Annotated in this window: 12 protein-coding genes; 7 read left to right on the top strand and 5 right to left on the bottom strand. The window is 54.7% G+C overall.

What is annotated here, in order from left to right; genetic code table 11:
* Positions 1-86: 86 nt before the first annotated feature.
* Entirely contained in the window at positions 87-455 is a 369-nt protein-coding gene (locus tag AC07WB_RS01625) for a diacylglycerol kinase (protein WP_097095230.1), read from the bottom strand.
* A 127-nt stretch (positions 456-582) separates the two neighbouring features.
* On the opposite strand from AC07WB_RS01625, the gene plsB reads away from it, so the two are divergent.
* Entirely contained in the window at positions 583-3,006 is a 2,424-nt protein-coding gene (gene plsB / locus AC07WB_RS01620; RefSeq protein ID WP_400458166.1) for a glycerol-3-phosphate 1-O-acyltransferase PlsB, read from the top strand.
* 47 nt (positions 3,007-3,053) lie between these two features.
* Here the strand turns inward: plsB and ubiA are convergent, their stop codons facing one another.
* The 4 genes from ubiA to AC07WB_RS01600 form a co-directional block, all read right to left on the bottom strand.
* Positions 3,054-3,938 carry a 4-hydroxybenzoate octaprenyltransferase gene (gene ubiA, locus AC07WB_RS01615; protein ID WP_345827429.1) on the bottom strand — a complete coding sequence of 295 codons (885 nt, stop codon included), beginning with the start codon at positions 3,936-3,938 and terminating at the stop codon, positions 3,054-3,056.
* A gap of 6 nt (positions 3,939-3,944) precedes the next feature.
* A complete protein-coding gene (gene ubiC / locus AC07WB_RS01610) occupies positions 3,945-4,463 on the bottom strand; it encodes a chorismate lyase (RefSeq protein WP_097095232.1) in 519 nt (172 codons plus the stop codon).
* 92 nt (positions 4,464-4,555) lie between these two features.
* The gene (psiE, locus tag AC07WB_RS01605) at positions 4,556-4,966 is read right to left on the bottom strand and encodes a phosphate-starvation-inducible protein PsiE (protein ID WP_097095233.1); all 411 of its coding nucleotides are present in this window, start codon (positions 4,964-4,966) and stop codon (positions 4,556-4,558) included.
* A gap of 68 nt (positions 4,967-5,034) precedes the next feature.
* Positions 5,035-5,733 (bottom strand): UTRA domain-containing protein, encoded by a 699-nt coding sequence (locus AC07WB_RS01600; RefSeq protein ID WP_494939929.1) that lies wholly within the window; start codon positions 5,731-5,733, stop codon positions 5,035-5,037.
* Positions 5,734-5,957: 224 nt separating this feature from the next.
* On the opposite strand from AC07WB_RS01600, the gene AC07WB_RS01595 reads away from it, so the two are divergent.
* The 6 genes from AC07WB_RS01595 (at position 5,958) to AC07WB_RS01570 (ending at position 12,362) form a co-directional block, all read left to right on the top strand.
* On the top strand, positions 5,958-7,019 hold the full coding sequence (locus AC07WB_RS01595; protein WP_345827432.1) for an ABC transporter substrate-binding protein: 1,062 nt from the start codon (positions 5,958-5,960) through the stop codon (positions 7,017-7,019).
* Between the two features lie 161 nt (positions 7,020-7,180).
* Entirely contained in the window at positions 7,181-7,990 is an 810-nt protein-coding gene (locus tag AC07WB_RS01590) for an alkaline phosphatase family protein (protein WP_494939928.1), read from the top strand.
* Complete coding sequence (locus AC07WB_RS01585; RefSeq protein ID WP_345827433.1) at positions 7,990-8,835, top strand: ABC transporter permease; 846 nt, start codon at positions 7,990-7,992, stop codon at positions 8,833-8,835. Before AC07WB_RS01590 ends, AC07WB_RS01585 begins: the two co-directional genes overlap by 1 nt.
* 10 nt (positions 8,836-8,845) lie before the next feature.
* Positions 8,846-9,631 (top strand): ABC transporter permease, encoded by a 786-nt coding sequence (locus tag AC07WB_RS01580; RefSeq protein WP_097095238.1) that lies wholly within the window; start codon positions 8,846-8,848, stop codon positions 9,629-9,631.
* Positions 9,632-9,633: 2 nt separating this feature from the next.
* Positions 9,634-10,626 carry an ABC transporter ATP-binding protein gene (locus tag AC07WB_RS01575; RefSeq protein ID WP_097095239.1) on the top strand — a complete coding sequence of 331 codons (993 nt, stop codon included), beginning with the start codon at positions 9,634-9,636 and terminating at the stop codon, positions 10,624-10,626.
* A 110-nt stretch (positions 10,627-10,736) separates the two neighbouring features.
* On the top strand, positions 10,737-12,362 hold the full coding sequence (locus AC07WB_RS01570) for a Na/Pi cotransporter family protein (RefSeq protein WP_494939927.1): 1,626 nt from the start codon (positions 10,737-10,739) through the stop codon (positions 12,360-12,362).
* Positions 12,363-12,573 lie beyond the last annotated feature (211 nt).

The raw sequence follows: 12,573 nt of genomic DNA, 5'->3' as shown, positions 1-12,573 counted from the left end.
TACAGTCGCTGTGAGTATATACAGGTATTGGCGAAATGAAAACCGTAACAGAGGGAAAAATCAGCGGTTTGATGAATCTGGAATGGCTATCTCAAATGCGTCCAGAGCAGCACGATCCAAACAAAAAGAGCCAGTAAGATAGTCAGCAATACCGCAGCCGAGCCCATATCTTTGGCGCGCCCTGATAAGGGATGTTGCTCCTGGCCAATGCGGTCAACGACGGATTCAATGGCACTATTAAGGATTTCGACAATGACAATCAGTACCACGGAGCCAATCATCAGCACGCGGGAAATGGCGTCTACATCCAGCCAACATGCCACGATAATCGCCACCAGCGCGGCTATCGCTTCCTGGCGGAATGCCGCCTCGTGCTGCCATGCGGCACGCAGCCCCTGCCAGGAATAACCGGCTGCTTTCACTATTCTTACAATACCGGTGACGTTATTTGCCATGTTTATGGAACCCTTGATCTATTTTGACGTCAATGTGTGGGCAGTATGAGGTGGCAGAGCCACAGATCTTCGCTGCACTTTCTGGTATGCTTGCCGCGCTTTGCTAACAAGAGGCTTTAAGTTGTCTATGTCAGGTTGGCGTAAACTCTATTACAAATTATTGAATTTACCACTCTCTATTTTGGTAAAAAGTAAGGTCATTCCGACCGATCCTATCTCTGAACACGGAATCGATCCGACACGTCCAGTGATGTATGTTTTGCCTTATGATTCAAAGGCTGACTTGCTCACACTTCGTGCACAATGTCTGAAACACGATTTGCCCGATCCGCTGGCTCCGCTAGAGATCGATGGCACCTTGCTGCCGCGCCACGTGTTTATTCACGATGGCCCACGCGTTATTCCCTATTTCGTGGCCAATCCCGAATCGGTAAAGCTGTTCCACGATTATCTGGATTTACACCGCAGCAACCCGCAGCTCGATGTACAAATGTTGCCGGTCGCGGTGATGTTTGGCCGCGCGCCGGGACGTGAAACATCAGGTGAATCCACACCGCATCTGCGCGTTCTGAATGGCGTACAGAAATTCTTCGCCATTTTGTGGCACGGTCGCGATAGCTTTGTCCGCTTCTCGCAAACCGTTTCGTTACGTCAGATGGCGACCGAACACGGCACTGATAAGTCGATTGCACAGAAGCTGGCGCGTGTCGCGCGCATTCATTTTGCTCGCCAGCGTCTGGCCGCTGTGGGTCCACGTCTGCCTGCACGCCAGGATCTCTTCAACAAGCTATTGCAATCCAAGGCGATTGAAAAAGCGGTGGAAGATGAGGCGCGCAGCAAAAAGATCTCACATGAGAAAGCCCAGCAGAACGCCATCGAAATGATGGAAGAAGTGGCGGCAAACTTCTCCTACGAAGCGATTAAAGTGACTGACCGCGTGATGGGCTGGCTGTGGAGCCGGCTGTATCAAGGCATCAACGTTCACGGTGGCGAGCGCGTACGTCAGCTGGCACAGGATGGACATGAGATTGTTTATGTGCCCTGCCACCGCAGCCATATGGACTATTTGTTGCTTTCCTACGTGCTATATCATCAAGGCCTGGTGCCGCCGCACATTGCTGCAGGTATCAACCTGAACTTTTGGCCTGCGGGCCCGATTTTCCGTCGTCTTGGCGCGTTCTTTATTCGTCGTACCTTCAAGGGCAATAAACTTTATTCCACCGTGTTCCGTGAATATCTCGGCGAACTGTTTAGCCGTGGTTACTCGGTGGAATATTTTGTGGAAGGCGGCCGCTCGCGTACCGGTAGATTGTTGGATCCGAAAACCGGCACGCTATCAATGACGCTGCAAGCCATGCTGCGCGGCGGCAGCCGTCCCATCACTTTCGTGCCAATTTATATTGGTTATGAGCACGTGATGGAAGTGGGCACTTACGCGAAAGAACTGCGCGGCGCGGCCAAAGAGAAAGAGAGTTTCCTGCAGATGGTGCGCGGCTTACGTAAGCTGCGCAATCTTGGTCAGGGCTACGTCAACTTTGGCGAACCGCTGCCCTTGATGAACTATCTGAACAAAAACGTGCCGGAATGGCGTGATGCGATCGATCCTATCGAACCCCAACGTCCAGCCTGGATGACGCCAGCCGTAAATGACATTGCGGCGAAGCTGATGGTGCGCATCAACGAAGCCGGTGCCGCGAATGCCATGAACCTGTGCGTCACCGCGCTACTGGCCTCACGTCAGCGTTCACTCACTCGCGAACAGTTGATTGAGCAGCTGGAGTGCTACACCCAACTGCTGCGTAACGTGCCCTATTCGCCGGAAGCAACCGTGCCGGATATGAGCGCCGAAGCACTGCTTGATCACGCCATGGGCATGAACAAGTTCGAGACTGAGCAAGACAACATTGGCGACATCATCATTCTGCCGCGCGAGCAGGCGGTGCTGATGACTTATTACCGCAACAATATCCATCATATGCTGGTGATGCCATCGTTGATCGCCGCCATCGTGCAGCAGCATCGTGAAATCAGCGAAGCAGAGTTGCTGCGCCAGGTTAGCCTGGTGTATCCAATGCTGAAGAGCGAGTTGTTCCTGCGTTGGGATAATGCTGAGCTGCCCGCCCTGCTGAATGCACTGTGCGTAGAAATGGCGCGTCAGGGGCTGATTACACTGCAGGATGGCCAGCTCAAAATGAGCCCGGCACGTCATCGTTCATTGCAGCTGCTGGCAGCGGGTATTCGTGAAACGTTGCAGCGCTTTGCGATTACCTTCGCCATTCTCAGCGCGAAACCGGCGATCAACCGTGGCACGCTGGAGAAAGAGAGCCGCACGCTGGCTCAACGTCTCTCAGTGCTGCACGGTATCAACGCGCCGGAGTTCTTCGATAAAGCAGTGTTTACCGCATTGGTACTGACGCTGCGCGATGAAGGCTACATCAGTGATAAAGGTGATGCAGATGCAGAACGTAGTCATATGATGTGGCAGATGCTGGCGGAGTTAGTGACAAGCGATGTGCGTCTGACGATTGAGAGCGCGGTCGCGCACGATTAACCTGGCGACCCGCGATAAAAAGGCGCACTTCGGTGCGCCTTTTTTGTTTACAGCAAATCGGCGAACGGTACGGTGCTGAGCAAGATGCCGATAAATAACACCATGCCCACATAGTTGTTATTCAGAAACGCCTGGAAGCAGGCATCGCGCTCGCGCTGAGCAATCAGCTTCTGCTGATGCACAAACAGTCCCGCGGCGAGTAACAGCGACCAGTAAAACGCGCCGTTCAAATGGAGCATCATTCCGACCAACGCCATCAGGGCGAGCGTCGCCAGCTGCAGCAGACCGATAATCAGCTTGTCGTAACGACCAAACAAAATGGCCGTCGACTTCACGCCAATCTTCACATCGTCATCGCGGTCAACCATCGCATATTGCGTGTCATAGGCCACCGTCCAGCAGATATTCGCCAGGAATACTAACCAGCAAACCAAAGGTAAGGACTCACTAACTGCGGCCCATCCCATCGGAATCGCCCAGCCAAACGCCGCGCCCAGCACCACCTGCGGCAGATGCGTGTAGCGCTTCATAAACGGATACACCCATGCCAGCGCCAGGCCGCCAAAGGAGAGCAAAATGGTCATGGTGTTCATGGTCAACACCAGCATAAATGCCAGAATTCCCAGGCCGGCAAACAGCAGTTTGGCCTCCTTCTCCGTCACCGCACCGCTGGCCAGTGGACGTGAAGCGGTACGCTTAACATGACCATCGATTTTGCGGTCAGCGTAATCGTTGATCACGCAGCCCGCTGCACGCATCACAATAACGCCGAGGACAAATACCAGCAGCACCGGCAGCGGCGGAATCGCCATGCCGGAAAGCCACAGCGCCCACATCGTCGGCCACAGCAGTAAAACGGTGCCGATCGGTTTATCGATACGCATCAGTCGGCGGTAAGCCTGCCATTTGGTCATGGGAAGAGTGTTTTGCACGGTCATTTATCCTTGGTCCAGCGTGCGATACAGCGGCGACGCAGGTAAAAACAGTTCAGTAAGCAGCAGCGGTTTGCCTGATAAACGCAGGCGGGAACGCCGTCCCCACAGATCGCCCACCTGGCCTGCATCGATAAAATCGCGGCTCAAGGTAGAAGAAGAAAACAGGTAGCGGCCAAGAGGACGCGTACCCAGCTGTTGCAGCATCAGCTCCGGACCGTTCAGGGTGCTTTCCGGTACCACGGTTCGGCCTATCAACCAGGGTTCGCCATCGCCGCACAGCACGATTTCGCGTAGCCAGAACCGTTGGTCTGCCGGCAAAAACGCGGCTTCATCCGTCACTTCATCTATGCCAATAAAGTCTTCGCGGATGAGTTCAACGGTCACCTGGCGGCAATGCTGTTCGAAGCGACGCGTCATGGAATCCTCTTCCATCAACCAGTCAATTAGCGGGGCAGAAAGCAGCGGGGAAGAGGCTGGTAGCCAGTGCAGTGCGCGTAACTGGCGCAGCGCTTCATGCGACATCAGGGCATCTCCAGAAAAAAAGTTGCCCTAGTTTAACGCAGAGGAGAATGCGTGGCACGGCTCGTTGTGCCACGTCATTGAAAGAATATTAATTACTCACGCTTCAGCCGGTTACTGTTCGCCAGCCACAGCGTTACCACCAGGATCAGGATCGCAGCTGAGTAATACAGCGTATCGAAGGGGTTTTTATGGTCGACGATGATCAGGCGAATAATCGCCGTGATACCAATGTAGATGAAATAGCGCAGCGGGAAGTGATATCCCGACTGAAAGTATTTCACAATCAACGCGATAAATTCAAAATAGAGGAAATAGATGACGATGCCTTCAATCAGCAGATAGGAAGACGTCTGCTCACCGGTGCTAAAGAGCACATTGGCCAGATGAATGGTTTCTTTGCCGAGAAACACCACAAGGATTATGGCAAGGATGATCAGTCCAATATTGAGCACCCACTGCAGCAGCAATGAAATATATTGCCCTACGCCTGATTTTGTTGTCATTTTTGCGCCTTAGTCTCCGCTGAACTGGTTGGCGCTATCATGCTGTAGTGTGATCAAAATCACAATATTTATACTTCGACATCCACGCAGAGCGCGTCGTAGCGCCAGAACTCGCAGTCACAATCAATGACGCGCTTGTATTGATCGCGGTTGATGCGAGTGATCAGCAAGCCCGGCGTGCCGCTGGCCACATTCAGGGCAGGAGCGGCACGTGCCGGAAGCGGCCCAGGCAAAATGGTAAAACGCGCGCCGCCATAGCGAATGCCGTAACGCTGATCGTAGAGATCGGTAAGCGATCGCGTGAGGTCCTCTGCCATTAACCCCGGAAAATAGGCTGGGTTGAGGTAATGCTCAACATACAATACTGCGCGTCCGTCGATACGCCGTAAGCGCCGAACGCGATATACCTTATCGCCTTCCAGCAACTGTAGATGACGCGCAATCGCTAGCTGTGCGGGCACTTCACTGGCTTCAAGCACTTCGGTACTGGCCACGCGCCCTTGCTCAGCAGCCATGGCATGAAAGTGGCTGTGATGCGATGGATTGTAAACCAGACGCGGTGGTGCGATGAACCAGCCGCGACGCAGTTCACGAAAGATAATACCCTGCGCTTCCAGCAAACCGAGCGCCTCACGCAGCGTGATGCGGGTGGTGGAATAGTGTTCACTTAGGGCGCGTTCCGCAGGCAAACGACCGCTGGCAAATTCACCGTTTTCAATACGTTCCCGCAGCCCTGCCGCAATCACATCTGCCGTTTTAGACAACATTTTTTAGCCTCATTTTGGGGCAAATCTGCACTATGACAGTTCGATGACTACAATGTGACAAGGAACAACCCACGCTTTAGCGCGCTGTAACCGCATGTGGATCGTCGCGCCACACCACATTTCACCACCATGGTCATAAAACCTTCATCTACTCGGGCTACATTGGCTCGGTTCTTGCTGGACTAGACCAAGAAGTCCCACAACATATACCGGGAGCAATCGAGATGAAAGCGTTAATCGCCTCTGTAGTAGCCAGTGCCGTACTGCTTGCGCTGCCTGCCGCGCACGCCGCAGATAATGACCTCGCCGCGCTGGAAAAAGCGGCGCGCGCGGAAGGCCAGGTCAACAGCGTCGGCATGCCAGACAGCTGGGCAAACTGGAAAGATACCTGGAGTGATCTCAACAGCAAATACGGCCTGAAGCACAGTGACACGGACATGTCCTCTGCACAGGAGCTGGCAAAATTTGCTGCAGAGAAAGAGAACGCCAGCGCCGATATCGGTGATGTGGGTGCCGCATTCGGTCCAATTGCCGTGACGAAAGGCGTAGCACAGCCATACAAGCCAACACATTGGGATCAAATCCCGAGCTGGGCAAAAGATCAGGATGGCAACTGGATGCTGGCGTATACCGGCACCATCGCGTTCCTGGTGGATAAGCAGCAGGTGAAGGACGTGCCGCACAGCTGGGCCGATCTGAAGAAAGGTAAGTATGTGGTCACTATCGGCGATGTCGGCACTGCGGCTCAGGCAGCTAACGGCGTACTGGCCGCCAGCTATGCCCTGGGCGGTGACGAGAAGAACGTGAAACCGGCGCTGAGCTTCTTCGGCGACCTGGCGAAAGAGGGTCGCCTTGGCGTGACCGATCCGGTGATTGCCAACATCGAGAAAGGTGAAATCCAGGTGGCTGTAGTGTGGGACTTTAACGGCCTGAACTACCGCGATCAGATCGATAAAAATCGCTACGAAGTGGTGATTCCATCCGATGGTTCCGTCACCTCTGGCTACACCACCATCATCAACAAATACGCTAAGCATCCAAACGCCGCCAAGCTGGCGCGCGAATATATCTTGTCTGATGAAGGTCAGATCAACCTGGCGAAAGGCTATGCGCGTCCGATTCGTGCCGAGCATTTAACCCTGCCAGCTGACGTGCAGGCCAAACTGCTGCCGCAGTCTGAATATAAAAATGCCCGTCCGATCAAAGATCAGGCCGCATGGGATAAGACGTCGAAAATGCTGCCGCGCCTGTGGCAAGAGAACGTCATCATTAATATGAAGCAGTAACGTTCTCAGGTGTGGTCGCCATAAATCGCGACCCTACGGGTTTTGTAGGGTGCGCATTTATGCGCTCCTGGGGAGAAGTCGCCATAAATGGCGACCCTACGCGTTTTGTAGGGTGCGCATTTATGCGCACCTGGATTAACGATTGTCATAAAGGAGAAAGGATGAAAACAATCCTGGTGGTGTTGGATGGCCTGAGTAATCAGGTGGCGCAGCACGCGATGGGCTATCTGTTCGCGGAATGCGCGCAGGGCAACGGCCAGTATTATACGCTGACCTGCGAACTGCCTTCGCTGTCACGCCCGCTGTACGAATGCATTCTTACCGGCATTCCGCCAGTGCGCAGCGGCATTATTCATAACGGCGTCAGCCGTCTGAGTAATCAACGCAGCATCTTCCATTACGCACGAGCTGCTGGCCTTACTACCGCAGCGGCGGCGTATCACTGGGTGAGTGAGCTCTATAATCAATCTCCATTCAACGCAGCGCGCGACCGACACACGGTTGCGCCCGATCTGCCGATTCAGTATGGGCACTTTTACTGGGACGACGGTTACCCGGATTCTCACCTGTTTGAAGATGCAGAAAGTCTGCGCCTGCGCCACGATCCAGACTTCCTGCTCATCCACCCCATGAACATTGACGATGCCGGGCACAAGCACAGCCTGTCATCACCGCAGTACCGCAACCGCGCGCGCATGGCTGATGGTTATCTTTCGCAGTGGATGCCCGGCTGGCTGGCGGCAGGTTATCAGGTGATTGTCACCGCCGATCACGGCATGAACGATGACCGCTCGCACGGTGGTATTTTACCGGAAGAGACGCAGGTACCGCTGTTTGTGTTTGGGACCGGTTTTTCATTAAAACCCGATCTGCAGCCTCAGCAAACCGAGCTGTGCGGCATCGTCTGCAGCTTACTTAACGTCGAACACGACAAGCCGATCTGCCATGGTTTACTGGCGGAGCCGCAGTAATGAAAGGAAAAACGCTCGCGTCTCTGCTGCTGTTGCCCTTTGCACTGTTTTGGGTGGCGTTTCAGCTCGCCCCGTTGCTATGGATTGCCATTAATAGCTTCTGGAGCGACATCAACGAGCGTTGGGGCATCGATAATTACAGCGACATTCTCACCTCGCCATTCTATTTACAGGCGTTTCGTCTCTCGCTGGATATCTCCATCTGGTCAAGCATTTATGGTCTGCTGATCTCGCTGATTGCTGGATATTCGCTGCATCAACTCGGCAGTGGGCGATTTCAGCGCTTTTTAATGTCATTTACCAACATGACCAGCAACTTCGCCGGGGTTCCGCTGGCATTTGCCTTTGTCATTCTGCTGGGGCTGAACGGTTGCCTGACGCTGCTGCTGCGCCATTACGGCGTGCTGGAAGGCTTTAAGCTGTTCTCGCGTGACGGCATGGTGCTGGTTTACACCTGGTTCCAGATCCCGCTCGGCATTCTGCTGCTCTATCCGGCTTTTGATGGCCTGCGCCGTGACTGGCAAGAGTCCGCCGCGCTGTTGGGAGCGGGCCGTTGGCGCTATTGGTGGCACATTGGTTTACCCATTCTGTTCCCGGCGCTGCTCGGCACCTTCGTGATTTTGCTGGCTAACGCACTCGGCGCTTACGCCACCATTTACGCGCTGACCACCGGTAACTTTAACGTGGTGCCGGTGCGCATTGCCGCGCTGGTATCCGGTGATATCTCGCTTGATCCCAATACCGGTGGCGCGCTGGCAATGCTGCTGGTGCTGATCATGGCGCTGATCACCGTGGTGCAGCAGTATCTGGTGCGCCGCAGCTATCTCAACGCCAAAGCGTCTTAAGGAGCCATACGTGTCTCGCGCAGAAAAATTTTACCATCGCCTGATTGTCTGGCTGCTGCTGTGCATCTTAGCCGCGCCGCTGCTGGCGACGCTGCTGTATGGCATTTCAACTAGCTGGAGCGACACCATTCTGCCGCAGGGCTTCACGCTTAAATGGCTGACTGCGTTATGGAGCGATCCGCGTTTTCTAACGGCGCTGGGTCATTCGCTGCTGGTTTGCTTCGGCGCACTGCTGTTCTCGCTGGTGCTGGTGCTGCCTGCCATGTTTGTAATTGCTTACTATTATCCAAAGCTGGATGCGCTAATGAACGTGCTGATTCTGATGCCGTTCGCCGTGCCGCCGGTGGTTTCATCCGTTGGTCTGCTGCAGCTCTATTCCTCGTCGCCATTGATGCTCACCGGCACGCCGTGGATTCTGATTGGCTGCTACTTCACCATCGCGCTGCCGTTTATCTATCGCGCCATCTCTAACAATATGCAGGCGATCAACCTGAAAGAGCTGATTGATGCCGCGCAACTACTCGGCGCCAGCACCTGGCAAGCCGCGCTATTTGTGGTGCTGCCAAACCTGCGCAAAGGGGTGTTTATTGCGGTGCTGCTCTCCTTCTCTTTCCTGATCGGTGAATTTGTCTTCGCTAACATGCTGGTCGGTACCCGCTATGAAACCCTGCAGGTTTATCTTTTCAATATGCGCAACGGCAGCGGCCACTTCACCAGCGCGCTGGTGATTTCCTATTTTGCCGTCGTCCTGCTGGTCACCTGGCTGGCGAATGCCCTCAATCCTGAACGAGGCTAACCATGAGTTACCTGAACGTCACCCAGTTGAACAAAAGCTACGGCCCAACCTCTATTTTTGAAAATATCGATTTCAGCGCCGAAGAGGGCGAGTTTGTCACCCTGCTCGGCCCCAGCGGCTGCGGCAAATCCACCCTGCTGCGCTGCATCGCGGGATTAACCGACGTTGATAGCGGCAAGGTGCTGCTGCAGGGTCAGGATCTGGTGCCACTGCCGCCGCAGAAGCGCACCATCGGCATGGTCTTTCAGAGCTACGCGCTATTTCCGAATATGACGGTGGAGAAGAACGTGGCGTTTGGCCTGAAGATGCAGAAGCTTCCCAGCAGCGATATTCAAAAACGTGTGATGGAGGTGCTGGCGCTGGTTGAGCTCACCGACTTCGCCCGCCGCTATCCGCATCAGCTCTCAGGTGGGCAGTGTCAGCGCGTGGCGCTGGCGCGTTCACTGGTGACGCGTCCGCGCTTACTGCTGCTGGATGAGCCGCTATCGGCGCTGGATGCGCGCATCCGTCGCCATCTGCGCGAGCAGATCCGCAATATTCAGCGCGAGCTGAAACTCACCACCATTTTTGTAACCCACGATCAGGAAGAAGCGCTGACGCTTTCGGACCGCATCGTATTAATGAACCGCGGAAAAATCGTGCAGAACGGCAACGCTGAAATGCTGTATACCCAACCGGCCGATCTATTCGCCGCAGGGTTTATGGGCAACTTCAATTTGTTAAGCGCTGAAGAGGCGACGCAGCTGACGGGCCAGGCTTTTAGCGGCCAGGTGGCAATTCGTCCCGAGTCGATCCAACTGTGCGCACCGCAGGCAGGTATTCCCGCCACTATCCTCAGCCATAGCCTGCTCGGCAATGTGATTCGCTATCGCGTGCGAGCGCAAAATATTGAGCTTTCCATTGATGTGCTGAACCGCAGCGTGGCAGATTTGCATCCCGCTGGCATGCAGATTGGGCTACAGTTAGAGATGTCGACGTTGCGCCAGGTCGCTTAATTTAAACGAAAAAATGGGCAACGCAACGCGGCGAAGGATTTACCGGTTGTGCTCACCGTCAGGCTGGCAATCGGTACTGTTTAAGCCTGACGGATGAGGAGCCTCTATACGTGTTAACTCTGCTTAATCTTCTCTCTGCCGTTGCGCTGCTGGTATGGGGTACGCACATTGTGCGCACCGGCATCATGCGCGTGTACGGTGCCGATCTGCGCCGCGTGCTCAGCCGCAGCGTCGAAAAAAAACCGATGGCGTTTCTTGCCGGGATTGGCGTCACCGCATTAGTTCAAAGCAGCAACGCCACGACACTACTCGTCACATCGTTTGTTGCACAGAATCTGGTGGGCCTGACGCCGGCGCTGGTGGTGGTACTGGGCGCGGATGTCGGTACCGCCATCATGGCGCGCATCCTGACCTTCGATCTGACGTGGCTTTCGCCGCTGTTTATCTTCTTTGGCGTGGTGTTTTTCCTCAGTCGTAAGCAAACGCGCGGAGGCCAACTCGGCCGCGCCAGTATTGGCCTGGGCCTGATTTTGCTGGCGCTACAGCTGATTGTCGCCGCCGCCAAACCCATTACGCAGGCGGCAGGCGTGCAGGTGCTGTTCTCCACGCTGACCGGCGACGTGATGCTCGATGCGCTGATTGGCGCGGTGTTTGCCATTATCAGTTACTCCAGCCTGGCGGCGGTACTGATTACCGCTACGCTGACGGCCACCGGCGTCATCTCGTTTAAAGTTGCGCTGTGTCTGGTGATTGGCGCCAATCTCGGTAGCGGCTTACTGGCCATGATTAATGCCAGCGGCTCCAATGCGGCAGGCAAGCGTGTTGCGCTCGGCAGCCTGCTGTTTAAGCTGATTGGCAGCATCGCCATTTTGCCGTTCGTCAATTTTGTCGCAGACGTGCTGGATAAATTGCCGGTCAATGATGAAGAGCTGGTGATCTTCTTCCACGTGTTCTACAACCTGATTCGCTGCTTAGTCATGGTGCCGTTCGCCGAACCGATGGCGCGCCTCTGCCGCCGTATGATTGACGATGATGCGGAAAATGAGCTTCACCTTAAGCCCAAACACCTTGATAGCAGCGCGCTGGATACGCCTGCGTTAGCGCTCGCTAACGCCTCGCGCGAAACGCTGCGCATCGGCGATGTGGTTGAGCAAATGATTGAGTCGTTTAATAAAGTGGTACACGGCGACCTGCGCGAAGAACGCGCGGTGCGGCGGCTGGATGATGATGTGGATGTGCTGTACACCGCCATCAAACTTTATCTGGCGCGCATGCCGAAAGAGGATTTGCCTGAGGATGATTCACGCCGCTGGGCGGAGATTATTGAGATGGCGCTCAACCTTGAACAAGCGGGCGATATTATTGAGCGTATGTGCGCCGACGTAGCGGACAAATCATTGACCGCGCGCCGGGCATTTTCAGCGGAAGGATTGGAGGAGCTGCAAACCTTGCAGGAGCAGATACTCTACAATTTGCGCCTGAGTTTGTCGGTGTTCCTTTCACACGACGTCACCAGCGCCAAACGCCTGCGCCGCTCTAAGCATCGCTTCCGGATTCTGATCCGCCGCTTCTCCCACGCGCACGTTGAGCGTTTGCATATGCAGAACGTGCAAAGTATCGAGACCAGCTCGCTGCATCTTGGGCTGCTAGGCGATATGAAACGGTTGAATTCGCTGTTCTGCGCCGTGGCGTACACGGTGTTAGATCAGCCGGATGACGAGCGGGATGAGGATTGATACGTTCAAAGACGCGCGATGAATCGCGCCGCTACAAATATCTGCATTGTTCTGTAGCGGCGCAATTTATTGCGTAATGCCGCTCACTTAAGCAAAAAAATGCCTGTTTATGCAGGTGCGCATGAATGCGCACCCTACGAAAACCCGGCGATATCCACGTATGGTCACCATTCATGGTGACCGATTCACGCTTAACTGACGAGCATTACGC

The sequence above is a fragment of the Pantoea sp. GW821-FHT03E06 genome (genome assembly GCF_059420725.1).
This window is presented reverse-complemented; position numbering and strand designations above follow the sequence as displayed.

Coding starts and splice junctions, on each gene's coding strand:
- AC07WB_RS01625 (WP_097095230.1), bottom strand. CDS start 455: ATGGCAAATAACGTCACCGGTATTGTAAGAATAGTGAAAGCAGCCGGT.
- plsB (WP_400458166.1), top strand. CDS start 583: ATGTCAGGTTGGCGTAAACTCTATTACAAATTATTGAATTTACCACTC.
- ubiC (WP_097095232.1), bottom strand. CDS start 4,463: ATGTCGCATGAAGCGCTGCGCCAGTTACGCGCACTGCACTGGCTACCA.
- psiE (WP_097095233.1), bottom strand. CDS start 4,966: ATGACAACAAAATCAGGCGTAGGGCAATATATTTCATTGCTGCTGCAG.
- AC07WB_RS01600 (WP_494939929.1), bottom strand. CDS start 5,733: ATGTTGTCTAAAACGGCAGATGTGATTGCGGCAGGGCTGCGGGAACGT.
- AC07WB_RS01595 (WP_345827432.1), top strand. CDS start 5,958: ATGAAAGCGTTAATCGCCTCTGTAGTAGCCAGTGCCGTACTGCTTGCG.
- AC07WB_RS01590 (WP_494939928.1), top strand. CDS start 7,181: ATGAAAACAATCCTGGTGGTGTTGGATGGCCTGAGTAATCAGGTGGCG.
- AC07WB_RS01585 (WP_345827433.1), top strand. CDS start 7,990: ATGAAAGGAAAAACGCTCGCGTCTCTGCTGCTGTTGCCCTTTGCACTG.
- AC07WB_RS01575 (WP_097095239.1), top strand. CDS start 9,634: ATGAGTTACCTGAACGTCACCCAGTTGAACAAAAGCTACGGCCCAACC.